This is a genomic window from Vibrio sp. 10N.247.311.12, assembly GCF_041467515.1.
In the GTDB taxonomy this organism is placed as follows: domain Bacteria; phylum Pseudomonadota; class Gammaproteobacteria; order Enterobacterales; family Vibrionaceae; genus Vibrio; species Vibrio crassostreae_C.
Genome location: NZ_JBFSUV010000002.1, coordinates 193,577 through 219,806, shown reverse-complemented (window position 1 = coordinate 219,806; position 26,230 = coordinate 193,577). Strand labels below are relative to the sequence as shown.

Here is a 26,230-nt window from a genome sequence, read left to right as displayed (position 1 = left end):
AGTTAGTTTTTTATCGCAAAAAAAGTTTTCGGTAATTTTTGGTTGTTTGTTCAGCAACCTCTTTCATTGACAGCCCTTTCAGCTGCGCGATATAAGCCGCCACTTCGACTACATATGCAGGCTGATTCTGTTTACCTCGATATGGAATCGGAGCCAAGTATGGCGAATCCGTCTCGATCAGCAACCTATCTAGGGGTAGGTTTTTCACAACATCTTTAAGTTCTGTGGCTTGTTTAAAGGTCACAATACCTGAGATCGAGATATAAAAACCTAACTCCATTGCCGCTTCGGCGAACGCTTGATCTTCAGTAAAGCAATGAATCACACCACCGCACTTCTCTGCTCCACCATCGCGTAAAATAGCTAACGTATCTTCACGCGCGTTACGCGTGTGGATGATCAAAGGTTTATTAAGCTCAACAGCCAACTCAACGTGCTGCTTGAACCTGATCTGTTGTAGTTCTGCCGTCTCTGGTTGGTAGTGATAATCTAAACCTGTCTCTCCAATCGCCACAACCTTAGGGTTGCTCGCGTATTCACGCATTGTCTCTAGGCTGAAATCACTTTCAACATCGAGAGGGTGAACGCCACAAGAGGCTTTAACGTTATCAAACGGCGAGATCATCTCGAGCATATTTTCAAACGAATCGAGTGTCACACCGACAGAAAGCAATTGGTCTACATTAGCAGCCTTCGCCTTGTTAACCACATCTTCTACGCTGGTGTGTAAATCTTGGTAATCCAGTTTGTCTAAATGACAGTGGGAATCTACGAACATGTTTCCTCGCAAGTGGCTATCAGCCAATTCATTATGAGTAGCTCCGTATTGAGCCCAGGGTGTTGCTTTAACTGCTCAATCAATGTCAGCAGTTTATTCGATGCTGCATAAGCACTTTGATAAGACATCGCCTCACACAGTGCTTTCGCACTCGGAGTGAAAGCCTGATTCGCCAAACCAAAATGCAGCTTCTGTACATCTGACAATAGATGCCAAAGCCAGCCAAGTTGAATCAAAGGGTCTTTGCTAAGCTCTGTAGAGAACTTTAGCATGTCAGGTTGAGTGCCTTTTATCACATTCACAAAGCCATCGAGCGCTTTTGTTGAAGCTTCAACGCCACCTTGCTCAAACATCGCTTTTGCTTTTAAAGGCGCGTTGTCATTGAGTGCTAAAATATACTGCGGTACCGCTTTGCCCACTTCACCATCTAACCACGCTGATGCTGTCTCTAACTGCGGACTAACCACATTGAATTGCTGACAACGGCTAATAATAGTCGGCATTAAGCGATTACTGTTACGAGTAGACAGAATGAAGATGCACTTGCTTGATGGCTCTTCCAGAGTTTTCAATAGTGCGTTGGAAGCCGATTCGTTCATTGCTTCAGCAGGGTTAAGCAAAATAACGCGCAAACCACCTAACTGAGAAGACTCTTGAGCCCAGCGGTTACTGGCACGCACTTGATCAACCGTGATCGACTTACCTTCTTTCTCGGGTGAGATCACATGAAAATCAGGATGACTGCCCGACTTCATTAACTCACAGCTGTGGCAAAACCCGCACGACTCGCTTTCATAGTTCGTGCACATCAATGCGTCGGTAAGTTGGCTAATCAAAGCATCAACGCCGAGCCCTTCCGGTGCATTAACAATCACAGAGTTAGGAAAACGCTCCGCATCGAGACTTTTTTTCCACTCACTCCATACCGGTGTGAGCCAAGAATACACTTCAGCCATGACTACCTACTGTTTGTCGAGCCAAGCAGTTAGCGCGACTTTAATATCAGCGGCTACTTGCTCAATTTCTTGCTGCGCGTTAATCACAAGTACAGAATCATCTTGTTCTGCAATTTCTAGATAGCGCTCACGCGTGCGGTCGAAAAATGAGATGTCCATCTTTTCAATTCTATCAAGCTCACCACGGCCTCTAGCACGCTCTAGCCCTACTCTAGGGTCTAGGTCCAAATATAGCGTTAGATCGGGTTTAAAGCCGCCTAGCGTGGTTGCTTTCAGTGATTCCATAGTCGTGCGCGCGATCTGGCGACCACCACCTTGGTATGCCTGTGAAGACATATCATGACGATCACCCAATACCCATTGACCATTGGCGAGCGCCGGCTTGATGACGTTCTCGACTAATTGAACACGTGCTGCATACATCAACAGCAATTCAGTCATGTCTTGAAGCTTCTCGCCTTCGTGCTCTTCTTTAACCAATGAACGCATCTTTTCAGCTAAGACAGTACCACCCGGCTCGCGAGTATTAACAATATCTTCAACACCCGATGCTTTTAATGTCTCAACGATGGCATTGATTGCTGTGCTTTTGCCAGCGCCTTCAAGGCCTTCAACCACGATAAATTTCGACTGATTCATAATTATTTCTTTATCTGTTTTTTCTTAATTGCTTTAAGTAAGCTCGCACTGCACGGTTATGCTCAGTCAAACTCTTTGAAAATACGTGACCACCTGTTCCACTCGCAACGAAATACAAGTAGTTGCTCTTCTCTGGATTCAACGCCGCGTTGATAGACGCTTTGCCTGCCATAGCGATAGGTGTCGGTGGCAAACCACTCATTGTATAGGTGTTGTAAGGCGTTGGCGTGCGTAAGTCTTTCTTACGGATGTTGCCATCGTAGCTGTCACCCATGCCATAGATAACCGTTGGGTCAGTTTGCAAACGCATACGCTTGTTTAGACGGTTAACAAACACAGAAGAAACACGCTCACGTTCTGACGCAACAGCGGTCTCTTTCTCAATGATAGATGCAAGAATTAACGCTTCGTATGGCGATTTAAGAGGCAGCTTATCCGCTCGATTTTCCCACTCTTCATTCACCACGCTCATTAAGTCTCGATGCGCGCGCTTCAACAAATCTAAATCAGTGGTGCCGTAGGTGTAGTGATACGTTTCTGCTAAGAAGAGACCTTCTAGCTTTTCGTTTTCAATACCCAACTTTTCAGCGATCTCTTTTTCAGAAACGCCATCCAATGTCTGTTGAATGAATTCGTTGTCTTTTAGCTGAACAAGCCATTCGTCAAAACGACTGCCTTCAACAAAGGTAATAGTAAACTGGTGTTCTTTCCCTTCTACAAGCACCTGTAGCGCTTGCTCTAAGGTTAAACCCGGTTCAAGCAGGAAAGTACCCGCTTTTACGTCTACAAGCTCAGGATGTAACTTACGGATTAATTTCTCGTAAGGAGAAGCCTCAAACAGCCCCTCGTTAATCAACTGGGCTAGAACGCGGTTAAAGCTGCTACCTGAAGCAACAGTCACGACTTGTGGTTTTTCTAATTGAATAACTTGTTTCAGGTTATCTTGCGCTTGGTTGTAAACATAAAAACCAGCAGCACCGGCTGCAATTAAGCACAAGATAATAAAAATAAATAACTTTTTGATCACGAGTTTAGTTGTCCTTGAAGGCTACGAGTAACGGTTCCAATGTTAAATTGGGTATCACTAATACGGGTAACTGGGGCAACCCCTAAAATGGAGTTTGTCATGAAAACCTCATCAGCTTGCATGAGTTGAGATAAGCAGTAGTCACTAATTGTAACGGAAAGTTCAGCCTGATTCAGCGCGGTTAACACTTGCTTACGCATAACCCCCGCGACACCACTTTGAGTGAGTTGAGGTGTGTATATCGACTGACCTTTGCGCCAGAACAGATTGGCCATGGTGGTTTCAATCACATTGCCCGATATATCAAGAACCACACCATCCACTTCATTAGCTTGATCCATTTCATCTTTCATCAAAATCTGCTCAAGGCGATTATTGTGCTTATGGCCAGCCAGTAGTGGGCTCAAACCTAGCGCTTGATGGCAGATACCGAGTTCAACACCGGAGTCTTGCCACGCTGAATAATGGATTGGGTAATCAAAGGTACTGATGGTGATTGTCGGCTTGGCGATATTCTTGGTACTGTAGCCACGCCCACCCGCTCCACGACTAACGTGCAGCTTGATCCCTGCTTTTTGATTATGAGGCTTGTTGGCGTTATGGAGCTTCTTTGAACCATCAAGGCTCTTTGTGCCATGAAGAGCGTTATGTTGGATGTGTTGAAGCGCAGTATCGAGCCAAAGACTAACAACATCCCAATCAAGAGCAGAAATGCGTAGTGCTTTAAGGCACTCGTCGACACGGTGCTGATGATCGTGAAGATGTTTTATCTCACCATCACTCACGAGCATTGTCGTAAAACAGCCGTCTCCGTACTGAAACGAGCGATCCAAAATATCGATAGTTTGCTGGCTTTCTCCATCAACCCAAAACATGTTTTTCCCCATAAAAAGAAACGGCTCAATGCTAAAGCATCAAGCCGTTTAAAAACAAGTCTAATTGTGACTATCTACGAGTGTTTACGTCTTTAATAAGATGATTAAATCTTTTTGAAGATCAAACAGCCGTTTGTACCACCGAAACCGAATGAGTTACATGCAGCATATTCCATGTTGCTAACTTCACGTGCAGTGTGAGGTACTAAGTCAATATCTAAGCCTTCTTCAGGATCATCTAGGTTGATTGTTGGTGGAACAATTTGGTCAACCAGAGACATTGCCGTGATAATAGCTTCAGCAGAACCAGCAGCACCTAGAAGGTGGCCTGTCATTGATTTCGTAGAAGAAACCAATACTTGCTTGCTGCCTGCTTCGCCAAGAGCACGCTTGATGCCCTTAACTTCCGCTACGTCACCTGCAGGAGTCGAAGTACCGTGTGCGTTTACATAACCGATTTGTTCACCAGTAATGCCAGCATCACGCATAGCCGCTTCCATTGCTAGTGCGCCACCAGAGCCATCTTCACTTGGAGATGTCATGTGGTAAGCGTCACCCGACATACCGAAGCCAACTAGCTCACAGTAAATCTTAGCGCCACGAGCTTTCGCATGTTCGTACTCTTCAAGAACCATCATGCCTGCACCGTCGCCAAGAACGAAGCCATCACGGCCTTTGTCCCATGGACGAGAAGCTTTTTGAGGCTCATCGTTACGAGTAGAAAGTGCTTTAGCCGCACCAAAACCGCCCATACCTAGTGGAGTTGATGCTTTTTCAGCACCACCCGCTAGCATTGCGTCTGCATCGCCGTATGCAATCATACGAGCCGCGTGACCAATGTTATGTAGGCCAGTCGTACATGCAGTAGAAATCGCGATGTTTGGACCGCGTAGGCCACGCATGATAGACATGTGACCAGCAATCATATTCACGATCGTCGACGGTACGAAGAACGGGCTGATCTTACGAGGGCCTTTTTCAGTTAGAGCTTGGTGACCGGCTTCGATCAAACCAAGACCACCAATACCAGAACCGATAGCAACACCCACACGTGGAGCGTTTTCTTCAGTAATAGTTAGGGCTGAATCATCTAAAGCTTGAATACCTGCTGCGACGCCGTACTGGATGAACAAGTCCATCTTACGAGCATCTTTTTTAGTCATATACTCTTCGCAGTTAAAGTCTTTAACTAGACCTGCAAAACGAGTTGAGAAATTGGTTGCATCAAAATGATCGATATTAACGATACCACTTTGACCAGCTAGCAGGGCTTTCCAAGAAGATTCTACAGTGTTGCCTACCGGTGACAACATACCCATGCCAGTGACAACTACACGACGCTTGGACACGATTTTACACTCCGGGGATTGAGGTGATTTAAGATGAGGATAGATGAGTTAGATAAAACACAGGCGGTCGAGGTGACCGCCTGGGAGAGATTATTACTGAGCGCTAGTTACGTAATCGATAGCTGCTTGAACAGTAGTAATTTTCTCAGCTTCTTCATCTGGGATTTCAGTGTCAAATTCTTCTTCTAGAGCCATTACTAGCTCTACTGTGTCTAGAGAATCTGCACCTAGGTCATCAACGAAAGAAGCTTCGTTTTTAACTTCAGCTTCGTCTACACCTAGCTGTTCAACAATGATTTTCTTTACGCGTTCTTCGAGGTTGCTCATTTTTTCTTTTCCTTTACAGAGTTCGCTTTATGCGATGTTTTCCGTAGTTTATTCAATCTATTGAAAGTTGCAAGGTCAACTTTTCTGGTCAAACCACAATTTTCACGATTTTAACCGAAATTACGTATGATCTTGACTTAAATCATGCACAAATGTTGCACATAATTTACACCATGTACATACCGCCATTGACGTGAAGTGTTTCACCTGTGATATAAGCTGCCGCAGGTGACGCCAAAAATACCACAGCTTCAGCGATTTCGCGAGGGTCACCTAGTCGACCTGCTGGTACATTCGCCAAAGTTGCTGCACGTTGGTCATCATTTAGCGCTTTAGTCATGTCAGTTTCGATGAAACCAGGAGCTACAGTGTTCACTGTAACGCCACGAGACGCAACTTCACGAGCCATTGATTTAGTAAAACCAATTACGCCTGCTTTTGCAGCTGCGTAGTTAGCTTGACCAGCGTTACCCATTGTACCTACTACAGAACCAACGTTTACTATACGACCTTGACGCTTCTTCATCATGCCACGCAATACAGCTTTAGACATGCGGAAGATAGGAGTTAGGTTAGTATCGATGATGTCATTCCATTCGTCGTCTTTCATACGCATCAGTAGGTTATCACGAGTGATACCTGCGTTGTTAACTAGAATGTCAATCGCACCGAATTCATCGTTGATGGTTTTCAGTGTAGCAGCAATTGAGTCAGTATCCGTTACATTAAGAGCAAGACCTTTACCGTTCTCACCAAGGTACTCGCTGATTGCAGCTGCGCCGCCTTCAGATGTCGCAGTACCGATAACTTTAGCACCACGCTCAACTAAAAGTTCAGCGATTGCACGACCGATGCCACGGCTTGCGCCTGTAACTAGTGCAACTTTGCCTTCTAAATTCATCATAACTTCTCTATTAAGTGGTTATTTACTTAGCAGCTTCTAGTGATGCAGTATCATTAACTGCAGCAGCTGTCATAGTTTTTACGATTCGTTTTGTTAGACCAGTAAGAACTTTACCAGGGCCTAATTCAAGTAGCTTCTCAACGCCTTGCTCATTCATCGCTTGTACACCTTCAGTCCAACGAACTGGGCTGTATAGCTGACGAACAAGTGCGTCTTTAATTTTTGCAGGGTCTGTTTCAGCAATAACATCAACGTTATTGATAACAGGCAATGCTGGCGTGTTGAACTCTAGAGCTTCTAGAGCCACTGCTAGCTTATCTGCTGCTGGCTTCATCAGTGCACAGTGAGACGGCACAGAAACAGGTAACGGAAGTGCACGCTTAGCGCCCGCTTCTTTACAAAGTGCACCAGCACGCTCTACTGCCGCTTTGTTACCCGCGATAACAACTTGGCCAGGAGAGTTAAAGTTAACTGGAGACACAACTTCGTCTTGCGCAGCTTCTTCACACGCTTTAGCAATCGCTTCATCGTCTAGACCGATGATTGCGTACATTGCACCAACACCTGCAGGAACCGCTTCTTGCATCAGTTGACCACGTAGTTCAACCAGCTTGATCGCTTCTTTAAAGTCGATAACGCCGGCACATACAAGAGCAGAATATTCACCTAGGCTGTGACCTGCTAGATTTACAGGTTGCTCTAGGCCAAGCTCTTGCCATACACGCCAAATTGCAACAGACGCTGTTAATAGAGCCGGTTGAGTGCGAAAAGTTTCATTTAGATTTTCTACAGGACCATCTTGAACCAATGCCCATAGATCGTAACCAAGTGCTTCTGAAGCTTCAGCAAATGTCTTTTTAACAACATCATACTGTTCGCCTAGGTCAGCAAGCATACCGATAGCTTGAGAGCCTTGGCCTGGGAATACGATAGCAAATTTGCTCATTGTAATTTTCCTTTAAGCAAAGCAAAAAATTGAATAAGGCACATAAGTTATGTGCCTTGTTTGTTGATTATCGCTTGGGGTTAGAATTTAACTAACGCAGAACCCCAAGTGAAGCCGCCGCCAAATGCTTCAAGTAGAAGCGTTTGACCACGTTTAATTCGCCCGTCGCGAACAGCCTCATCAAGGGCCGTTGGTACGGTAGCTGCCGACGTATTGCCATGCTTATCAAGAGTAATCACAACTTGGTCAAGCGACATCGTCAGCTTTTTAGCGGTTGCAGAGATAATACGGTAATTCGCTTGGTGTGGAACTAACCAATCAAGCTCTGACTTATCCATATTGTTCGCCGCTAATGTGTCTTTAACTAGCTTAGAAAGCTGAGTTACCGCCACTTTAAATACTTCGTTGCCCGCCATGTGCAGCCATTTGTCTGCATCACCGCCACGCTCTGGTACTTCTAAGCTTAGAAGCTCACCGTATTTACCGTCAGAGTAAATATGAGTAGACAAAATACCTGGCTCTTCGCTTGCGCCTACAACCACCGCGCCTGCTGCATCACCAAATAGGATGATAGTAGAGCGGTCAGTCGGATCACAGGTTTTTGACAGTGCATCCGCACCAATTACCAAAACGTTCTTACACATGCCAGTCTTGATGTGTTGATCAGCAACAGACAGTGCGTAGACAAAACCAGAACACGCTGCAGCCAAATCAAACGCAGGGCAGCCTTTGATACCAAGCTTGCCTTGTACCTGACATGCCGAAGACGGGAATGTGTGGCTACTGCTGGTTGTCGCAACGATGATTAAATCAATCTCTTCTTTGTCGATACCTGCCATTTCAATGGCATTTTCAGCAGCGTAAAACGCCATATCAGCAACGGTTTCGTTTTCCGCTGAAATACGACGCTCTTTAATACCCGTTCTAGCAACGATCCACTCATCGCTAGTCTCTACCATTTTCTCTAAGTCTGCGTTAGTACGCACCTGAGATGGCAAGTAGCTGCCAGTACCTAAAATTTTGCTATACATGAAGACTAATAATGCCTCTCGAGTAAAACCGCTTCCAAACGATCGCTAATGCGGCTGGGGACTTGTCGTTTGACCTCGTGTACTGCTTCACCAATCGCGTTGACGACTGCAGACACATCAGCACTTCCATGACTTTTAATGACAATGCCGCGCAATCCTAACAAACTTGCGCCGTTATACTGGTCGGGGTTCAAGGTTTTTAATTCAGTAAATAGCTCAGAAAACAGCATTCTGGCTATCCAACCCTTTATTGTTGAAGCCATCATGCGCGTTTTTAGCTTATCAATAAAGAGCTGAGCCGTACCTTCGCACGTTTTTAAGCAGACATTGCCCACAAAACCATCACATACGACGACATCAGCAGCATCTTGAAGTAATTGATTACCTTCAATATAGCCTATGAAGTTCACAGACTGAGTATTAGACAACATTTCAGCGCATCGTTTTACAAGGTCATTGCCTTTAATTTCTTCTGCACCGATATTCAAGATAGCGACACGTGGTGCGCGACCTAAATGTTGTTCTGCTAATGCACTGCCCATGACAGCAAACTGAAACAGTGAATCTGCGTCACTAGAAACGTTCGCCCCTAAATCAAGCATCCATGTACGATTTCCGGATGCAGTAGGCAAAGCTGAAACCAATGCAGGCCTATCAATACCGGGAAGAAGCTTGAGTCTGAAACGGGATAAAGCCATCAGTGCGCCAGTGTTACCACCACTCACACAAGCATCAGCCTGTGATTCGGCAACCAGATCGATAGCGGCACGCATAGAGCTACCCTGACTATTACGTAAGGCTAGTGAAGGTTTTTCAGAATTGGAAATGACTCGATCACAATGCTGGATACTCAAACGAGAATCAGGCATTCGACCTAATGAAGATAATTGAGATGTGATCGCGTTTCGATCACCTATTAGAATGACTTTTAGCTCTGGGAAATACGACAGTGCCTGCACGGCGGCAGGCACTGTTACACGAGGACCGAAGTCCCCGCCCATTGCATCAAGCGCAACGGTTAGATTTTGCAAAGGTCAACCTTACTTGTTGATAACCTTTTTGCCGCGGTAGAAACCTTCGGCAGTCACGTTGTGACGTAGGTGAGTTTCACCTGAAGTTGCGTCTACAGAAAGTGCAGCTGTAGTTAGCGCATCGTGTGAACGACGCATGCCACGCATTGAACGTGATTTCTTGCTCTTTTGTACGGCCATTGACCCTACTCCTATGTAAATTCTTAAAGAAGCAATTACTTCTTTAAGCTTTTTAAAACATCAAATGGATTCGGCTTTTTGTCTTCCTCAATTTCTTCAGGAAGTTCACCAAACACCAAGTTATTTGAGTTAACGCTACATTTCGCATCGTCGTGCATTGCTATTTGTGGCAATCCAAGGATGAACTCGTCTTCAACTAATTGAATCAGGTCTAACTCACCGTACTCGTTCAGATCTACCAAATCGTACTCTTCCGGTGCTTCCTCTTCACTTTTCTCACTGTAAACAGGAGTATAAGTAAATTGGACATCGCACTCATGTGCGAAAACCTCATTACAACGTTGACACTCTAAATCGACTTCGACGTTAGCTTTACCAGAGATAACGACTAATCGTTGTTCATCAAGCCCAAATGACATTGAGACTTGCGCGTCACGTTTTACGCCTTCAGTTGCTTCAGTTAAACGCTTCAAAAGACTGACCTGAATGATACCATCCATATCGAGTCGTTTTTGAGCCGTTCTTGCCGGATCAACTGTACGCGGTATTTTTTCCTTTTGCATAGGGCGCGAATCTTATCTTCCAAATCGTGTTTAGTCAAAGGAAATGGCAAAAAAAATGTACTTTCCTGCCTTTCCTATTCAGAGCATTATGAATAGCAGGACAAGTTACGTTATCCTGAGATAAATGCTTCCTTGAATTGTAAATTAAAATGAGAAATTACCAACTAGTTTTAGCCTCTACATCACCATTTAGGCAAGAGATCCTCAAAAAACTACAGTTAAGCTTCATTACAGCCAAGCCAGACTGCGATGAAACGCCGCTTCCAGAAGAGACACCACAACAGTTAGTGATGCGTCTTGCTGAGACCAAAGCTAAGTCTTGTGTTGTGGAGCAACCTAGCTTAGTCATTGGTTCTGATCAGGTTTGCGTAATTGATGGAGAGATCATTGGTAAGCCTCACACTCGAGAAAAAGCGATCGAGCAATTATCTCGTCAAAGCGGCAAGAGCATTACTTTTTATACTGGGCTTTCGGTTTGGAACAACGAAACCAATGAAGCTGACACGCGTCTCGACACCTTTGTAGTGCATTTCCGCGATTTAACTAAGCAACAGATCATTAGTTATGTTGAGAAAGAGCAGCCTTATTACTGCGCAGGTAGCTTTATGTGTGAAGGGTTAGGCATCGCGTTGTTTAAACAGATGGAAGGGAAAGACCCAAATACTTTGATCGGCTTACCGCTGATCGATCTAGTCGATATGTTAGAAGCGCAAGGAATGGGTGTACTATAACGGATACGCTCTCTTTGTTAGAGATCCCTACTCCTTCCTTCGTCAGTCTAGGGAATGGCGGAACACGCAATTTTATCTAACCAACTAATGATATAGAGCGTGATTTTAAAAAGTCGTCATCCTCAAGGGCGAGGAACGAGCGACTTGGGGATCTTCTACAACAGATGAAAACAAAAAAGGTTGACGATATTCGTCAACCTTTCTCATTTATGGATACTGAAGAACAAATTTAGAGGCACTCTATACCTTCGTATCTCGTATCTCGTATCTCGTATCTTCTTAAAGCTTACGTAAACCAGTTAGGGCTTTCTCTAGCCTTCTTTCCATTGGCGCCGAGATATCCATCTTCTCTTCACTACCTGGGTGTGTGAACTTGATGTTTGCTGCATGTAGGAACAGACGATCAAGACCAACCTTACCCGTGTAAGCGTCAAAACGACGATCACCGTAGCGATCATCCCAAGCAATTGGGTGACCAGTATACTGAGCGTGCACACGAATTTGGTGTGTTCGGCCTGTAATTGGGCTTGCTTGAATCAACGTCGCCTCTTGGAATTTTTCTAAAACCTTAAAACGGGTTTCAGAAGCTTTACCATTCGGGTTAACTCGAACAATGCTGTTCACTTCATTTTTCAACAAAGGTGCGTTGACGACTTTGCAGCTGTTCTTCCATTCGCCCATAACTAAAGCGAAGTAGTATTTTTGAACCGTTTTTTCACGGAACTGTGCTTGAAGGTGTCTTAGCGCCGAGCGCTTCTTAGCAACAAGCAAAATGCCAGACGTATCTCTATCGATACGGTGCACTAATTCAAGAAAACGAGCATCAGGGCGAAGAGCACGTAATGCTTCAATCGCGCCAAATTTTAATCCGCTACCACCATGAACAGCAGTGCCAGACGGTTTGTTAAGAATTAGCATGTGATCATCTTCATAAATGATGCACTGTTCTAATTCTGAAACCTTGTTGAGTTTCGTGCTCGGCACGTTCTCTTCTGTTTTCTCTTCAATAGTAACCGGAGGGATACGAACTAAATCGCCAGCTTTTAGTTTGTACTCAGCCTTAATGCGTTTTTTATTTACGCGGACTTCGCCTTTACGCACGATTCGGTAAATCATGCTTTTCGGGATGTTTTTTAATTGGTTGCGTAAGAAGTTATCAATACGCTGACCAGCCATATCTTCGTCAATGTCGACGAATTGGACTTGGGTTCTAATTTCGCTCATTGCGCTATTGTATCACTGTCACTTTTGATAATTGATATTTTCTTAGCCCTATTCCGAACTTATTTATCCCTAATCCTTACCGATCTATCCCAAAATGGTCATTGAAGTTCTATATTTCTTTGATTCTTCGAACAAAAAAGCATCAAGATTCCTGCAAATTAAAATATCAATTGATAAATTATTTATAGACAGTGAGTTAGAGCTATCAAAACCCAAACAAAAACTGTTTTTTTTACAGCATTCCGACAAAGCAGATTGCTGTGTTTACCGACCGCTGCTATAGTTCACAGCTGCTATCAGTGGTTTGACTATTATTTAAACAGCTAACCATTCATAAGCAAGTAAATGAGTAGATAACTCAGATTAGACAGTGCTGCAATCGGCGTAAGACACGGTCAACTGAGTTCCTTATCGCTCTACTCACGTACACTCATGTTGAGTATTCACCGCCACATCGCGGATCATAGGCTAACTCCCTATGATGACTGACGTGCCCCAGAGCATCCCTCTCCAGCCGGGAGGCTGCACCGATAAAGCCATGGGATCTGGCACCATGAGAAACGAAATAAAGCGATAAGAACAATGATGAAAATAAGAAAAGACAATGAGAACTTCTAAATGAAAAGAATGTTAATTAACGCAACTCAAAAAGAAGAGTTGCGTGTCGCTTTGGTTGATGGCCAACGACTGTTCGATCTAGATATCGAAAGTCCAGGTCACGAGTCAAAGAAAGCGAATATCTACAAAGGACGTATTACCCGTATTGAACCAAGCCTAGAAGCGGCATTCGTTGATTACGGCGCAGAACGTCACGGTTTCCTCCCTCTTAAAGAAATTGCCCGCGAATACTTCCCTGAAGGTTATACATACCAAGGCCGTCCTAGCATTAAAGAAGTGCTAAAAGAAGGCCAAGAAGTAATCGTACAAGTAGAGAAAGAAGAACGTGGTAGCAAAGGTGCTGCACTGACAACTTTCATCTCTTTGGCTGGTAGTTACTTAGTTCTTATGCCTAATAACCCTCGTGCTGGCGGTATTTCTCGTCGTATCGAAGGTGATGAACGCACTCAACTGAAAGCAGCATTAAGCACTCTTGAGCTTCCTCAAGGTATGGGCTTAATCGTGCGTACAGCGGGTGTTGGCAAAAGCGCAGAAGAGCTAGAGTGGGACCTGAATGTTCTATTGAACCATTGGGGCGCTATCAAGCAAGCTTCTGATTCAAATGCAGCTCCTTTCCTAATTCACCAAGAGAGTAACGTTATTGTTCGCGCAATTCGTGACTATCTACGTCGTGATATTGGCGAGATTCTAATCGACAGCAATACTATTTTTGAACGTGCACAAGCGCACATTCAATTAATACGCCCAGATTTCATGAATCGCGTTAAGAAATACGATGGTGAAGTGCCACTATTCAGCCATTACCAGATTGAAAGCCAGATCGAATCTGCTTTCCAACGTGAAGTTCGTCTTCCATCTGGTGGTTCTATCGTAATCGACCCAACAGAAGCACTGACTTCTATCGATATCAACTCTGCTCGTGCAACAAAGGGCGGCGATATTGAAGAAACAGCACTTAACACTAACCTAGAAGCTGCCGATGAAATTGCACGTCAATTACGTCTACGTGACCTAGGTGGTCTTGTTGTAATCGACTTTATCGATATGACCCCGGTTCGCCACCAACGCGAAGTAGAAAGCCGTCTACGTGATGCCGTTCGTTTAGATCGCGCACGTGTTCAGATTGGTCGTATTTCTCGCTTTGGTCTTCTAGAGATGTCTCGTCAACGTTTGAGCCCATCACTAGCAGAAGCAAGCCACCACATTTGTCCTCGTTGTACAGGTACTGGTGTTGTTCGTGATAACGAATCTCTAGCACTTTCTGTTCTACGTTTGATTGAAGAAGAAGCTCTAAAAGACAACACAGCACAAGTACTTGCTGTTGTGCCTGTTCCAATCGCTTCTTACCTTCTGAACGAAAAACGTCGCTCAGTAAACCACATCGAGAAGAACCAAGAAGTTAAGATCACTGTTGTTCCTAACTCAGACATGGAAACGCCGCATTTTGAGGTTATCCGTGTTCGTGAAGGTGAAGAGTTCGATCTACTATCTTACTTGCTGCCTAACAAGCTAGAAGCTCTAAAAGAAGCGGAAAGCAAAGAGCCTGCTGAACAGACTATTCGTCCTAAGAAGATCGAAGAACCTGCTCTGAAAGGCTTCGCAGCTCCTGCTCAATCAGCACCAACTCCTGCTCCAGCACCTAAAGCTGTAGAAGAGAAGAAAGCTGAACCAGCAGCGACTCAAGAACCAGGCCTAATTGGTCGTTTCTTCAAAGCTATCGGTAGCTTCTTATTTGGCTCTTCAACTCAAGAAGAGAAAAAAGAAGAAGAGAAGAAAGAAGAAGAAAAACCTAAAAACAATCGTAACAACGGCAACCGTCAACGCCGTGATCGTAACGATAACCGTCGTCGTAACCAACGTGGTGAGCGTGGCGAACAGCGTAACGACCGTGGTGAACGTGGTGACAATCGTAACGAAAACCGTGACAACAAACGCCGCCGTAAGCCAGCTCGTGATGAGAAGCCTGAAGAGCAAAAAGAAGCAGCTCCACAGCAAACTCGTCAGCCTCGCAAGCCTAAGCAAGACCGTCGCAACAAGCCACGTGATGAGCAGAAGCAACGCGAAGAGCAAGCACCATCTAAATTAGCAGAAGAAGGTCTACAGCTAGCAGCAGAAGCACAAGCTGGTAAACCGGAAGCGCCTAAGGCTAAACCTGAAGCGAAAGCAGCTAAGATTAAAGAGCGTCGTCAGCGTCGTAAACTTAACAAGCAAGTTCGTGTTAAAGACCAACAAGCTCAAGCTGAAGATAACGCTTCAAAAGAGCAGGTTGCTGCTAAAGAACTATCTGTTTCAAAAGAACAGTCAGTAGCTCAAGAGCAAAAAGTTGCGGAACAAGTAGAAGCAACTCAAGCGAATGCAGAGCAAACTGAACAGGAAGAGCCGAAACAACGTCGTAACCGTCGTTCTCCACGTCACCTACGTGCAAGTGGTCAACGTCGTCGTCGCGGTCGTGATCGTCGCCCTAACCCATTCCGCCTACGTAAAGGTGGTGTAGCTTCTCCAGAGATGGCTATGGGTAAAGTGATGCCTCGCTTCATTCCAAAACCTCACCACAAGCAGGCAAAGCCTGAAGTGGCTGAAGTTCAAGTAGCAGCTGAAGCTCAAACATCTGTTCAAGAGCAGAATGTTGCTCTAGAGACGGCACCACAAAGCAACGTAGCAATGACTGGCGGCTTCGCATGTCCAGAGCTTGCAATGGGTAAAGTTATCATCCGTCGTGAAGATGCTGCTGTTGAAGCTCAAGTAGCTGAGACTCCTGCTGTAGTTGAAGCTCCTGCAGTCGTTGAAGAAGCACCAGTGGTTGCAGAAGCGACGAAAGTTGAAGCGCCTATTGTAGCAGAAGCTGTGCAAGCAGAAGCAACACCAGTTGTTGAAGCTGAAGCGCCTAAAGCTGAAAGTGCAAAAGTTGAAGAAGCACCTGTTGTTAAAGCAGAAGCTCCTAAAGCGGCACCAAAGGCAGCTGTTGCTAAGAAGCAAGCCGGTTCACCAATGACTAAAGCTCCTGGTCCTCAAGAGATCAAAGAGATTGAAGTGATTGCAGCTCCGTTCCGCACTGAACGTTTTGTATCGAAAGGTGCAGGCAGTCAGGCAGCGTCGAACAAAGCTGGCGCGGCGATGACTAAGCCAAACTACTAGTGATTACTGATAGGTAATCGCGAGTAAATAGAATCAAAGGCTGCTTATTAAAGCAGCCTTTTTCATATCTACTAATCGAATAAAAATTAACAGATATATTACTCAAAGTTAGGTTCAACCTTGAACTTAATCACATTTTTGGGTAGCATTCGCGCACTTATCTTTTCGACACTTCGCTATTGCCGCTCTTTTCCATCACTGTTTGGCTACGCAATACACCCGTGTCGGTAAATCCATCTTAAGCATAGCTGAGCAAACATGTTCGAATTCCCACAATTTTCAAAGCACTCTGTAAAGAATGACGTGCTTTCAGGTCTTACAGTAGCCCTGGCTCTGGTACCTGAAGCTGTAGCATTCGCCTTTGTTGCTGGCGTTGACCCAATGGTTGGTCTTTATGCAGCATTCATCGTAGGTTTAATCACTTCTGTCTTTGGCGGCCGTCCAGGTATGATTTCTGGCGCAACCGGCGCAATGGCCGTTGTAATGGTGAGCCTAGTGGCAACCCATGGTGTTCAATACCTATTCGCAGCCGTTATGCTGGCTGGCCTTCTGCAAATTGCAGCAGGTGTATTTAAACTAGGTAAATTTATCCGTATCGTTCCACACCCAGTAATGATTGGTTTCGTGAACGGTTTGGCCATTGTTATCTTCCTAGCTCAACTTGGTCAATTTAAAGCGCCAGACGTAACAGGTGCGTTGACTTGGTTACCAAGCGGTCAAATGACACTAATGCTAGGTCTAGTAGCCCTTACAATGGCTATCATCCACTTCCTACCTAAGCTAACAACAGCAGTACCATCTTCATTAGTTGCTATTGTTACAGTAACGGCTTTGGTTGTGGGTCTTGACCTTGAAACTCGCACTGTTGTCGACTTCCTACGTACAATGTCTGGTGACGAAGCTGCTACGCTAGCGGGCTCTCTTCCAACATTCTCAATTCCTGCTGTTCCGTTTTCTTTAGATACACTACAGATCATCCTGCCTTACGCAATTATCCTTGCGGCTATCGGCCTGATTGAATCTCTGCTGACACTGACAGTACTAGACGAAATGACAAACACTCGTGGTCAATCTAACCGTGAATGTGTTGGTCAAGGTATGGCTAACGTAACGTGTTCTGTATTCGGTGCGATGGGTGGTTGTGCGATGATCGGTCAATCGATGATCAACGTAAACTCAGGTGGTCGTGGTCGTCTTTCAGGTATCGTCGCCGCAGTTGCACTACTGATGTTCATCCTGTTCGGTTCTGCACTGATTGAAATGATTCCTCTAGCAGCACTTGTGGGCGTAATGTTCATGGTTGTTATCGGCACATTTGAATGGGCAACCTTCAAGCTTGCGCGTCGCGTTCCTAAACAAGACTTCTTCGTTATCGTTCTTGTTACCGTAGTAACAGTACTGACTGATCTTGCTGTGGCAGTAGGTGTTGGTGTTGTCGCTTCTGCGCTAATGTTTGCTTGGCAACATGCTAAACACATCTACGCAGATACATCAGTAAACGCTGAAGGCTCAAAAGAGTACAAAGTTAACGGCCCAATCTTCTTTGGTTCAACGGCTAACTTCCTAGAGTTGTTTGACGCATACAACGATCCACAAGATGTAATCGTTGATTTCGCAAACTCACGCGTGACTGACCACTCTGCAATTGAAGCGATCGACACGATTGCTGACCGTTACGCGGCGCTAGGTAAAACACTTCACCTTCGCCACCTAAGCCAAGACTGTGTTGCTATGCTGCACAAAGCAGGTAGCTTAGTTGAAGCGAACGTTGCAGAAGACCCAATCTACAAAGTAATGTCTAAGTAATCTTAGCTGTAGCTTTAATTTAGATTTAGAGAGGCCGACATTCAATGTCGGCCTTTTTTATACCTATCGGTCAGCCCTTACGCTGATAACAAAACGACGTACATTGTTCCTACACTACATCGAACGCAGTATCGCTTCGCTAGACTCTTCGATTAAATCCAACACCAATTCAAAACCATTTCCCTCACCATAATACGGATCGGGGATCTCTTGATATTGTGACTCTCCAAAACTCAAAAATAATGCGAGCTTGTATTGGAGGTGAACTGGGCATTGGCTCATTAAGTCGTCTAAATTCGCCCTATCGGCCGCGAGTATCAGGTCAAATTCTTCGAAGTCATTATCTACCACTTTACGAGAAGTAATCCCCTTAAAGCTGTAGCCTCGCTTCTCTCCTGCAGATTTGGATCGCGAGTCTGGCGGGTTGCCTTGATGAAAACCAATCGTCCCCGCAGAGTCGACCACAACATCAATATCCAGCTGTTGCGCTTTCTTCCTTAGCACCGCTTCACCTGTTGGCGAGCGGCAAATATTCCCCATACAAACTACGAGTATCTTTTTCATCCCTAATCACCTGTTCTTCCGATGGTTTTTGCTATCGTTAAGTTAGGCTATGATAGACGCAATCACAACTTAAAAGGATTTGTTATGTCGACTGAAGACAACAAAGAACAACGCCACAAAGCAAGACAACAGAAAGTAAAAGAACAAGTCGATGCACGTGTCGCTGCAGCACAAGAAGTAAAAGGCCTATTGCTGGTCATCACGGGTAACGGTAAAGGTAAATCAACATCCGGTTTTGGTACGATTACACGTGCAGTTGGTCATGGTAAGAAATGCGCCGTTGCTCAGTTTGTTAAAGGTACCTGGGATAACGGCGAAAAAAACGTTCTGCAAAAGCTTGATATCGAGTTCCAAGTCATGGGCACAGGCTTTACTTGGGAAACTCAGAACAAAGCGCAAGATATTGAAGCTGCGCAGCGTGTATGGAAAGAGTGCCAACGCATGCTGGCTGATGAGTCGATCGATGTGATTCTGTTTGATGAACTGACTTACATGGTTAGCTACGGTTACATCGAACTCGATGAAGTGGTTGAGGCGTTGAATAACCGCCCGAAGATGCAGTCTGTCATCATTACAGGTCGTGGCGCGCACCGTACTCTTACTGAGATAGCAGATACAGTATCTGAAGTTCGCAATGTGAAACACGCTTTTGAATCTGGTGTTAAAGCGCTACAAGGCGTTGACTGGTAATCACCTTCAACCAGAGATCCCCGACTCGGTCATTCTTCCCTCTCGAGGATGACGACCACTAGGCCGTTACGCTCTTGAACAAAGGACGACGGCCTATCGTCATTCCCTAGAGCGAGGGACGAGTGTCATAGGGAATCTCTCTTGAGTATTATCGAGCCAAAAATAAAAAGCGCCATTCCTACAACAGGAGTGGCGCTTTGTTCATTTTTAAATGAGATGAAGACTAGTTAAACAAACCTTTTAGTAGACCGTTTACTGCGTCTCTTGTTTTCTCATCTTTGATCTTGTCACCGTACTTTTCGTCTAACTTTTCTAAACCACGATCAATTTCTTTCTGTGCTTTCTGTTTCAATACATCATCAAAAACAAGTGCAAATTTCGGGGCTGCCCACTGACCTGTTACCTTAATTGGGATAGTCACATCTTTCAGGTCGTCGATGCTCTTACCGCCCTGACCTTCAAGTGAACCCACAATTGATGTACGCACAAGGAAGTCGACCGTTTCATTGATGAAGTTTGCTTTACCTTGACCTGTCACACGTAACAGTGGCGACTGTGCTGATAAGTCGTTAGTTGAAACCCAACCTTTATCCACTTTCAGCGTCGCTTTCATTGCACTGAAGTCCGTTTTTTGAGCTTCATTTGTGCTTTCAACTTTCTCGCCCTTGATCTTAGCGTAGTTTTCTCGAATCAGTTGAGCTACGTTGATGCCGTTAACTGCACCATCTTCAAAGTTAATCGCGATAGTACCGACTAGGTTTTTCTTGATACCCGTCGGAGTTAGACTCTTACCTTTCACGTTGACATCAATATTACCGGTACCTTCCAGCATATCGTTATCTGCAACATCAACCAGTAACGGTTGTACTTTCACGCCTTTGATTTTCTTCTTAGCCGTGTAAGTCGCTGGTGTTTTACGAGCGTCTAACTTTGCAGTAGCAGAAATAGAACCTTGGTAAAGATTCGAGGTGAATGAGGTTAGCTCTGCGATACCACGGTTAACCGAAAATGCGGTTTTAACATTCTGCATCTTCGCGTTGTTCGCCTTGAACTTATCAATCGTGATGTCACCTTTCACGTCTAACGTTTTCAGAGCCGACAGATCAGGTTCCACTTCTTTAGCTGGATCTGAACTACCAGAACTTGACGTTGAACCACCAGCAGAACCAGAAGGCGCTGTGCTCGCTGTTTCTGTTGTATTGCCTAAGCCTAAGAATTCATCTAAATCAATATTCGGGCTATGAAGAGAGAAACGAACCTTTGGTATTTCAGATAGGATTACGTCTGCTTTACCGTCTAATGCAATAGCGTTAGCTTGTAGCTTCTCTAACACAAAGCTCAGGTGGCTCTTGTTAAGATCGAAGCTTAAGTCAGACAGCATGTCGACTTTCATTGGAGACTGAGGAAGCGTGTCGCCTTTGAATGTTGAGTCTAACGTTAACTTGTTCAGCGTTACTTTTGAAATCGCGCTATCAACAGTAAGTTCACCGCCACCTTTAAGATCAAGGTCAAGGCCAGCTGCATTACCGATTACAGCGTAAGTCAGTTGGTTTACCTTATCGAACTCAAACGTATTCAAGCCAATTTTTGCTGACTCAATCGACGTCGCTGGATCATTGAACTTAGCGTTTAAGTCGATATTACGAAGTGCGTAACTTGCAAAGCCTTCAGCTAATTTGAATTCTGCACTGCCTTGTGCAGAGAACTTCTGTTGATTGTTCTCACCAGAAGCCGCAAATGTCGCGGTTGTCCATGTATCAACGGCAAACTCAGAAAGATTCAAAGACACATCGTATAGCTTAGTGAATGAACCCGCTTGCTTGTCGTCCATTTCAAACAATGCGTTTGATACAGTTACGCCTGCAAGGTTGATCGTCCAACCCGATGCGTCTGTGGTAGTTTGCTCTTGAGGGGCAGGCGCTGATTCAGAACTTGTGCCTGCTGCAGGCTCAGATTCTTGAGGCGCTGACGCTTGCGTTAGTGCATCAATGTTCTTGCGACCATCTTTAAGCGTTTCTAAATAGAATTCTGCACCATCTAGAGTAATGTTGCCGATCTCTAGTTGGTTGCTAAATAGCGGAGTAACCGAAACGTCAACGCCAACGGTATCAACCTTAAATAGGTTAGGTTGCGTAAAACCTTCAGGGTTGCGTAATTCAGTTTGACCAAGTTCAAAGCCAATGGATGGGAAGAATTGCCAGCTGATATCACCCTCGATCACTAGCTCTAGGCCTGTGTGTTTTTGGGCTTGTTCGACAATTAATGGCTTAAATTGGTTGGGATTCACTAACAGCACTAGTGCCAGAATTGCTGCAACGACAACAAACACTGGTACAGCTATGAAAATGAGTAGTTTCTTCATCCGCATATTCCTTGCTTAGATTCCAAAAGAAAGTGGCACTATAAAAGTGCCACTGATTCGGTAAAAAATAAAGCTAAGTGAGTCACTTAGGCAAAATTTTATTCGATTAAGACTTCAACAACTTCGCAATGTGCGCTTTTAGCACATCAATCGCAATACGGTTTTTACCACCACGAGGAACGATGATGTCTGCATGTTGTTTTGAAGGCTCGATAAACTGCATGAACATTGGACGTACTGTTTCTTGGTATTGCTTAAGTACAGTGTCCATTGTACGACCACGCTCTTCTACATCACGCTTAACACGGCGTAATAGACAGATGTCTAATGGTGTATCCATAAACACACTTGCGTGCATTAGTTTACGAAGACGCGGGTCTGTTAGAAGCAGAATACCCTCTAAAATGATCACTTTCTTTGGAGTAAGTGTAGTCGTTTCAGAAGTACGTGTGTGCTCTGTGTAGCTGTATTCAGGAACTTCTACGGCGTTGCCACTCATTAGCTGCTGTAGATGTTCACATAAAAGATCATGATCTAGTGCATTTGGGTGATCGTAGTTAGTTTTAACACGCTCTTCCATACTCAAGTGGCTTTGGTCGCTGTAATAGCAATCTTCCGTGATAACACCAATTTGATGGTCGCCTACTTTTTCGCGCAATTCATTATAAATTGTACTAGCAATCAGACTTTTTCCTGAAGCTGAAGCGCCAGCGATACCTACGATGACACATTGATTATTATCAGACATTAATTTTGCACCCGATATGGTTTGGTGGTGGGAAGAGATAAACCGCCTGATTATAGGGGCTAAAGCACATAGATTCTAGTCGCCATTTTAGCTAATTGCAGTCAAATTGATGATATCAATGCATTTAATGAATGCAATCGTTTGCTTTCAAATAACTTGCCTACAACTATTTGCACAAGCCCAATGGATATTGACTTAAATCCACCGCTGTTTATCTAATCCAAACTATATTTAAACGACTTTGTGATTAACTTGCGCTATTCAACCATAGATTCGTTATTCAACCATAGAGAAGTTAATCGCTTCTGGTCTCGCCTTGCCGGTCCAGAACATCTTCGCAGCCACATTCTCTGCAAGCTCTAAGTAGTGACGTGTATGTTCACTATCTGGACGACGAATCACCGTCGGGCAACCTGCATCGATATCTTCTCGCACATCAATATGAAGAGGGATCTGTGCCAAAATATCGAGGTAAAACTCTTCTGACATAGCTTCGGCACCACCAACACCAAAGATATGCTCTTTCTCACCACAGTGACTACAAATATGATAGCTCATGTTTTCAACTAAGCCTGCGACTGGCACACTCACCTTATCAAACATCGCTACGCCTTTACGTGCATCCGCTAGCGCCAAATCTTGAGGAGTGGTCACCACTACAGCCCCGGTCACTGGGATCTGTTGCGATAACGTCAGCTGAATATCGCCCGTGCCCGGTGGCATATCAATAACTAGATAATCCAACTCTGGCCATACGGTTTCGTTAACAAGCTGACCTAAAGCCTTGGCCGCCATTGGACCGCGCCAAATCGCAGCGTCATCTTTCGACACAAGATAACCGATAGAGTGAGTGAAAATACCGTGCGCTTCGATTGGCATCATCCACTTGTTATTCTGGACTTCTGGTTTCGCATCTAATTGGCCAAGCATCATAGGTACAGAAGGACCATAGATATCCGCATCCAACAAACCCACTTTTGAACCAGACTTAGATAAAGCCAAAGCAAGGTTGACTGAAGTGGTCGATTTACCCACCCCACCCTTTGCAGATGTCACGGCGATGATGTTCTTCACCCCCTTCAATGGTGTCGCAACCGTGGTTTCTAACGCAGACGGCTTCACCTTCACTTCAAACTGAAAAGCGCTAACAAGCTGTTGTTCAATCTGAGAGTGAATCCACTGTTCCAATTCAACCGCAAGCTGATTAGCGGCAAAAGGTAAGGTGATAACAAATGATCCACGCGGATCAACCGATACAATATTTTGGTGTAGCGCCCACTCTGGGATGAGGATTGGTGACTCGAACTCATTCAACCATGAACAGAAATCTTGCTTAGAAGTAAAGTTACGCATTGGGACTCCTTTTTTTATTTATGCTATCACCCACGAGATGAAGACTGAACCCCTAAAAAACTAGGGGAATCCTTAGTCTGATACCTTGGCGTATCACACGTTATAAAGTAGTATTACCTCTCAAATTTATACCTATCAAAAAAGCGAATTATTAAGTATGGCAACTGATCCAAGACAACTTTTGGTAACTTGTGCGCTTCCGTACGCTAACGGCTCTATTCACCTTGGCCATATGCTTGAGCATATCCAAGCTGATATCTGGGTTCGATACCAGCGTCTACGTGGCAACACTGTAAACTTCATCTGTGCTGACGATGCTCACGGCACGCCAATTATGCTTAAAGCTCAACAGATGGGTATCACGCCAGAAGAGATGATCGCTGCTGTTAGTGAAGAGCACCAAAAAGACTTCGCTGGCTTTGATATCAGCTTTGATAACTACCACAGCACACACAGCGAAGAGAACCGTGAACTGGCTTCTCACATCTACTTAGAACTTAAAAAGAACGGCTTCATTTCTAGCCGCACTATTTCTCAGCTTTTCGATCCTGAGAAAGAGATGTTCCTACCAGACCGCTTCGTAAAAGGTACTTGCCCTAAGTGTAAGTCAGAAGACCAGTATGGTGATAACTGTGATAACTGTGGTGAGACATACAGCCCAACTGAGCTAATTAACCCTAAATCAGCGGTTTCTGGCGCAACTCCAGTAATGAAAGACTCTGAGCACTTCTTCTTCGACCTACCTCAGTTCGAAAGCATGCTTAAAGAGTGGACTCGTTCTGGCTCTCTACAGAATGAAACTGCAAACAAAATGCAGGAATGGTTTGAGTCTGGTCTGCAACAGTGGGATATCTCACGTGATGCACCTTACTTCGGCTTTGAAATCCCAGGCGAAAAAGACAAGTTCTTCTACGTATGGCTAGACGCACCTGTTGGCTACATGGCTTCTTTCAAGAACCTATGTGACAAACGTGACGATCTAAACTTCGATGAATACTGGAAGAAAGACAGCACAACTGAGCTTTACCACTTCATCGGTAAAGACATTGTTTACTTCCACAGCCTATTCTGGCCAGCAATGCTAGACGGCGCAGGTTTCCGTAAGCCAAACAACGTATTCGTACACGGCTACGTAACAGTGAACGGTGCGAAGATGTCTAAGTCGAAAGGCACATTCATCAAAGCAAGCACGTACCTAAACCACCTAGACCCTGAGTGTCTACGTTACTACTACGCTGCTAAACTAAACAGCCGCATCGATGACTTAGATCTTAACCTTGAAGACTTCACTCAACGTGTAAACGCTGACGTAGTAAACAAGATTGTTAACCTAGCTTCTCGTAACGCTGGCTTCATTACTAAGCGTTTTGAAGGCAAGCTAGCTGCTGAATTTGCAGAGCCTGAGCTATACAACGAATTCGTTGCTGCTGCTGAGCGTATCGGTGAGCTATACGAAACTCGTGAATTCAGCCGTGCTATCCGTGAAATCACTGCACTAGCGGATAAAGCTAACCAGTACATCGACGAAAAAGCACCTTGGGTTCTTGCAAAAGAAGAAGGCAAAGAAGCTGAGCTTCAACAAGTTTCTTCTGTAGGTATTAACCTATTCCGCGTACTGATGGCTTACCTGAAACCAGTGATGCCAGAGCTTGCAGCTCGCACTGAAGCTTTCCTAAACGAAGAGCTAACGTGGGAAGCGATTGCTACTCCGCTAACTGATCACGAGATCACTAAGTTCAAAGCGCTATTCAACCGCATTGACCCTAAGAAAGTGGAAGCAATGGTTGAGTCTTCTAAAGAAGATGCAGCCGCTGAAGCAGCAGCGAAAGAAAAAGCAGAAGCTGAAAAAGAGCAAGCAAGCCAAACTGAGCTAGACAAAGAGCCAATCGCAGACGAGATTGAGTTCGATGCCTTTGCAGCAGTAGACATGCGTATCGCTCGTATCATCTCTTGTGAAGAAGTACCAAAAGCGAACAAACTACTGAAGTTCCAACTAGACATCGGTGGTGAGACTCGCCAAGTATTCTCTGGTATCAAATCAGCATACAAACCTGAAGAGCTAGAAGGCAAGCTAACTGTAATGGTAGCAAACCTAAAACCTCGTAAGATGAAGTTTGGTATGTCTGAAGGCATGATCCTAGCAGCGGGCCCTGGCGGCAGCGACCTATGGATCCTTGAGCCACACGAAGGTGCTCAACCTGGTATGCGTGTAATGTAATTCTGACTCCAGTCAGATAACAAGCACCCATCACTAAATCCCTAATGCATTTTTGACTTGAAAGAGTTAATCAGCATTGGGGATTTTTTATATCTACCGAAAATTAGCGTTCTCTGTTAGAGTCGCCGTCAACTATGCTATGTAGAGTAGAAATTGGTTCGTCGACAAAAATAGG

Annotated in this window: 23 protein-coding genes; 5 read left to right on the top strand and 18 right to left on the bottom strand. The window is 44.8% G+C overall.

Features of this window, described 5'->3' with window-relative positions; genetic code table 11:
- Nucleotides 1-10 precede the first annotated feature (10 nt).
- From AB6E30_RS02165 to yceD, 13 genes are all read right to left on the bottom strand, one after another.
- A complete protein-coding gene (locus tag AB6E30_RS02165) occupies nucleotides 11-778 on the bottom strand; it encodes a TatD family hydrolase (RefSeq protein ID WP_136978354.1) in 768 nt (255 codons plus the stop codon).
- On the bottom strand, nucleotides 769-1,734 hold the full coding sequence (locus AB6E30_RS02160; protein WP_017062147.1) for a DNA polymerase III subunit delta': 966 nt from the start codon (nucleotides 1,732-1,734) through the stop codon (nucleotides 769-771). The genes AB6E30_RS02165 and AB6E30_RS02160 overlap by 10 nt, the downstream gene beginning before the upstream one ends.
- Nucleotides 1,735-1,740: 6 nt before the next feature.
- Nucleotides 1,741-2,373, bottom strand: a complete 633-nt coding sequence (tmk, locus tag AB6E30_RS02155) for a dTMP kinase (RefSeq protein WP_017062148.1) — start codon at nucleotides 2,371-2,373, stop codon at nucleotides 1,741-1,743.
- A 10-nt stretch (nucleotides 2,374-2,383) separates the two neighbouring features.
- Nucleotides 2,384-3,400: an endolytic transglycosylase MltG gene (gene mltG, locus AB6E30_RS02150; RefSeq protein ID WP_017062149.1), complete on the bottom strand. Its 1,017-nt coding sequence runs from the start codon at nucleotides 3,398-3,400 to the stop codon at nucleotides 2,384-2,386.
- Entirely contained in the window at nucleotides 3,397-4,275 is an 879-nt protein-coding gene (pabC, locus tag AB6E30_RS02145) for an aminodeoxychorismate lyase (protein WP_372102505.1), read from the bottom strand. The genes mltG and pabC overlap by 4 nt, the downstream gene beginning before the upstream one ends.
- Nucleotides 4,276-4,379: 104 nt before the next feature.
- Nucleotides 4,380-5,624, bottom strand: coding sequence for a beta-ketoacyl-ACP synthase II (fabF, locus tag AB6E30_RS02140; protein ID WP_010437291.1), 1,245 nt, complete (start codon nucleotides 5,622-5,624; stop codon nucleotides 4,380-4,382).
- 93 nt (nucleotides 5,625-5,717) lie between these two features.
- Nucleotides 5,718-5,951 (bottom strand): acyl carrier protein, encoded by a 234-nt coding sequence (gene acpP / locus AB6E30_RS02135; protein ID WP_004737381.1) that lies wholly within the window; start codon nucleotides 5,949-5,951, stop codon nucleotides 5,718-5,720.
- Nucleotides 5,952-6,117: 166 nt separating this feature from the next.
- Nucleotides 6,118-6,852, bottom strand: a complete 735-nt coding sequence (gene fabG / locus AB6E30_RS02130) for a 3-oxoacyl-ACP reductase FabG (RefSeq protein ID WP_029235138.1) — start codon at nucleotides 6,850-6,852, stop codon at nucleotides 6,118-6,120.
- Nucleotides 6,853-6,877: 25 nt separating this feature from the next.
- Nucleotides 6,878-7,801: an ACP S-malonyltransferase gene (gene fabD, locus AB6E30_RS02125; protein WP_017063479.1), complete on the bottom strand. Its 924-nt coding sequence runs from the start codon at nucleotides 7,799-7,801 to the stop codon at nucleotides 6,878-6,880.
- Nucleotides 7,802-7,881: 80 nt separating this feature from the next.
- A complete protein-coding gene (locus AB6E30_RS02120) occupies nucleotides 7,882-8,832 on the bottom strand; it encodes a beta-ketoacyl-ACP synthase III (RefSeq protein WP_017054985.1) in 951 nt (316 codons plus the stop codon).
- A 5-nt stretch (nucleotides 8,833-8,837) separates the two neighbouring features.
- Entirely contained in the window at nucleotides 8,838-9,863 is a 1,026-nt protein-coding gene (gene plsX / locus AB6E30_RS02115) for a phosphate acyltransferase PlsX (protein WP_017062152.1), read from the bottom strand.
- Nucleotides 9,864-9,872: 9 nt separating this feature from the next.
- Complete coding sequence (gene rpmF / locus AB6E30_RS02110; protein WP_004737376.1) at nucleotides 9,873-10,043, bottom strand: 50S ribosomal protein L32; 171 nt, start codon at nucleotides 10,041-10,043, stop codon at nucleotides 9,873-9,875.
- Between the two features lie 35 nt (nucleotides 10,044-10,078).
- Nucleotides 10,079-10,606: a 23S rRNA accumulation protein YceD gene (gene yceD, locus AB6E30_RS02105; protein WP_017062153.1), complete on the bottom strand. Its 528-nt coding sequence runs from the start codon at nucleotides 10,604-10,606 to the stop codon at nucleotides 10,079-10,081.
- Nucleotides 10,607-10,755: 149 nt separating this feature from the next.
- On the opposite strand from yceD, the gene AB6E30_RS02100 reads away from it, so the two are divergent.
- Nucleotides 10,756-11,337, top strand: coding sequence for a nucleoside triphosphate pyrophosphatase (locus AB6E30_RS02100; protein ID WP_017067204.1), 582 nt, complete (start codon nucleotides 10,756-10,758; stop codon nucleotides 11,335-11,337).
- 279 nt (nucleotides 11,338-11,616) lie between these two features.
- On the opposite strand, the gene rluC is transcribed toward AB6E30_RS02100, so the two are convergent.
- The gene (gene rluC / locus AB6E30_RS02095) at nucleotides 11,617-12,561 is read right to left on the bottom strand and encodes a 23S rRNA pseudouridine(955/2504/2580) synthase RluC (protein ID WP_017054981.1); all 945 of its coding nucleotides are present in this window, start codon (nucleotides 12,559-12,561) and stop codon (nucleotides 11,617-11,619) included.
- A gap of 618 nt (nucleotides 12,562-13,179) precedes the next feature.
- Here rluC and rne point away from each other — a divergent pair.
- Together rne and AB6E30_RS02085 are read left to right on the top strand one after the other, a co-directional pair.
- The gene (rne, locus tag AB6E30_RS02090) at nucleotides 13,180-16,314 is read left to right on the top strand and encodes a ribonuclease E (RefSeq protein WP_372102503.1); all 3,135 of its coding nucleotides are present in this window, start codon (nucleotides 13,180-13,182) and stop codon (nucleotides 16,312-16,314) included.
- Nucleotides 16,315-16,572: 258 nt separating this feature from the next.
- Nucleotides 16,573-18,120 carry a SulP family inorganic anion transporter gene (locus AB6E30_RS02085; protein ID WP_017062156.1) on the top strand — a complete coding sequence of 516 codons (1,548 nt, stop codon included), beginning with the start codon at nucleotides 16,573-16,575 and terminating at the stop codon, nucleotides 18,118-18,120.
- Between the two features lie 114 nt (nucleotides 18,121-18,234).
- Here AB6E30_RS02085 and AB6E30_RS02080 read toward each other — a convergent pair whose 3' ends face one another.
- Nucleotides 18,235-18,684, bottom strand: a complete 450-nt coding sequence (locus tag AB6E30_RS02080) for a low molecular weight protein-tyrosine-phosphatase (RefSeq protein WP_017067202.1) — start codon at nucleotides 18,682-18,684, stop codon at nucleotides 18,235-18,237.
- Nucleotides 18,685-18,768: 84 nt separating this feature from the next.
- On the opposite strand from AB6E30_RS02080, the gene cobO reads away from it, so the two are divergent.
- The gene (cobO, locus tag AB6E30_RS02075; protein WP_372102501.1) at nucleotides 18,769-19,374 is read left to right on the top strand and encodes a cob(I)yrinic acid a,c-diamide adenosyltransferase; all 606 of its coding nucleotides are present in this window, start codon (nucleotides 18,769-18,771) and stop codon (nucleotides 19,372-19,374) included.
- A gap of 223 nt (nucleotides 19,375-19,597) precedes the next feature.
- Here the strand turns inward: cobO and AB6E30_RS02070 are convergent, their stop codons facing one another.
- The 3 genes from AB6E30_RS02070 to apbC all read right to left on the bottom strand — a co-directional run bounded on the left by AB6E30_RS02070 (nucleotide 19,598) and on the right by apbC (nucleotide 23,837).
- The gene (locus tag AB6E30_RS02070; RefSeq protein WP_102427874.1) at nucleotides 19,598-21,736 is read right to left on the bottom strand and encodes an AsmA family protein; all 2,139 of its coding nucleotides are present in this window, start codon (nucleotides 21,734-21,736) and stop codon (nucleotides 19,598-19,600) included.
- A gap of 106 nt (nucleotides 21,737-21,842) precedes the next feature.
- Entirely contained in the window at nucleotides 21,843-22,484 is a 642-nt protein-coding gene (udk, locus tag AB6E30_RS02065) for a uridine kinase (protein ID WP_004734002.1), read from the bottom strand.
- A gap of 276 nt (nucleotides 22,485-22,760) precedes the next feature.
- The gene (gene apbC / locus AB6E30_RS02060; RefSeq protein ID WP_017063474.1) at nucleotides 22,761-23,837 is read right to left on the bottom strand and encodes an iron-sulfur cluster carrier protein ApbC; all 1,077 of its coding nucleotides are present in this window, start codon (nucleotides 23,835-23,837) and stop codon (nucleotides 22,761-22,763) included.
- Nucleotides 23,838-23,994: 157 nt separating this feature from the next.
- Here apbC and metG point away from each other — a divergent pair, with 157 nt between their 5' ends.
- Entirely contained in the window at nucleotides 23,995-26,055 is a 2,061-nt protein-coding gene (gene metG / locus AB6E30_RS02055) for a methionine--tRNA ligase (protein ID WP_017062160.1), read from the top strand.
- Nucleotides 26,056-26,230: the final 175 nt, after the last annotated feature.

Excerpts from the sequence above, each read along its gene's own strand:
- AB6E30_RS02165 (WP_136978354.1), bottom strand. The coding sequence starts at position 778 with ATGTTCGTAGATTCCCACTGTCATTTAGACAAACTGGATTACCAAGAT.
- AB6E30_RS02160 (WP_017062147.1), bottom strand. The coding sequence starts at position 1,734 with ATGGCTGAAGTGTATTCTTGGCTCACACCGGTATGGAGTGAGTGGAAA.
- tmk (WP_017062148.1), bottom strand. The coding sequence starts at position 2,373 with ATGAATCAGTCGAAATTTATCGTGGTTGAAGGCCTTGAAGGCGCTGGC.
- pabC (WP_372102505.1), bottom strand. The coding sequence starts at position 4,275 with ATGTTTTGGGTTGATGGAGAAAGCCAGCAAACTATCGATATTTTGGAT.
- acpP (WP_004737381.1), bottom strand. The coding sequence starts at position 5,951 with ATGAGCAACCTCGAAGAACGCGTAAAGAAAATCATTGTTGAACAGCTA.
- fabG (WP_029235138.1), bottom strand. The coding sequence starts at position 6,852 with ATGAATTTAGAAGGCAAAGTTGCACTAGTTACAGGCGCAAGCCGTGGC.
- fabD (WP_017063479.1), bottom strand. The coding sequence starts at position 7,801 with ATGAGCAAATTTGCTATCGTATTCCCAGGCCAAGGCTCTCAAGCTATC.
- AB6E30_RS02120 (WP_017054985.1), bottom strand. The coding sequence starts at position 8,832 with ATGTATAGCAAAATTTTAGGTACTGGCAGCTACTTGCCATCTCAGGTG.
- rpmF (WP_004737376.1), bottom strand. The coding sequence starts at position 10,043 with ATGGCCGTACAAAAGAGCAAGAAATCACGTTCAATGCGTGGCATGCGT.
- yceD (WP_017062153.1), bottom strand. The coding sequence starts at position 10,606 with ATGCAAAAGGAAAAAATACCGCGTACAGTTGATCCGGCAAGAACGGCT.
- AB6E30_RS02100 (WP_017067204.1), top strand. The coding sequence starts at position 10,756 with ATGAGAAATTACCAACTAGTTTTAGCCTCTACATCACCATTTAGGCAA.
- rluC (WP_017054981.1), bottom strand. The coding sequence starts at position 12,561 with ATGAGCGAAATTAGAACCCAAGTCCAATTCGTCGACATTGACGAAGAT.
- rne (WP_372102503.1), top strand. The coding sequence starts at position 13,180 with ATGAAAAGAATGTTAATTAACGCAACTCAAAAAGAAGAGTTGCGTGTC.
- AB6E30_RS02085 (WP_017062156.1), top strand. The coding sequence starts at position 16,573 with ATGTTCGAATTCCCACAATTTTCAAAGCACTCTGTAAAGAATGACGTG.
- AB6E30_RS02080 (WP_017067202.1), bottom strand. The coding sequence starts at position 18,684 with ATGAAAAAGATACTCGTAGTTTGTATGGGGAATATTTGCCGCTCGCCA.
- cobO (WP_372102501.1), top strand. The coding sequence starts at position 18,769 with ATGTCGACTGAAGACAACAAAGAACAACGCCACAAAGCAAGACAACAG.
- AB6E30_RS02070 (WP_102427874.1), bottom strand. The coding sequence starts at position 21,736 with ATGAAGAAACTACTCATTTTCATAGCTGTACCAGTGTTTGTTGTCGTT.
- udk (WP_004734002.1), bottom strand. The coding sequence starts at position 22,484 with ATGTCTGATAATAATCAATGTGTCATCGTAGGTATCGCTGGCGCTTCA.
- apbC (WP_017063474.1), bottom strand. The coding sequence starts at position 23,837 with ATGCGTAACTTTACTTCTAAGCAAGATTTCTGTTCATGGTTGAATGAG.
- metG (WP_017062160.1), top strand. The coding sequence starts at position 23,995 with ATGGCAACTGATCCAAGACAACTTTTGGTAACTTGTGCGCTTCCGTAC.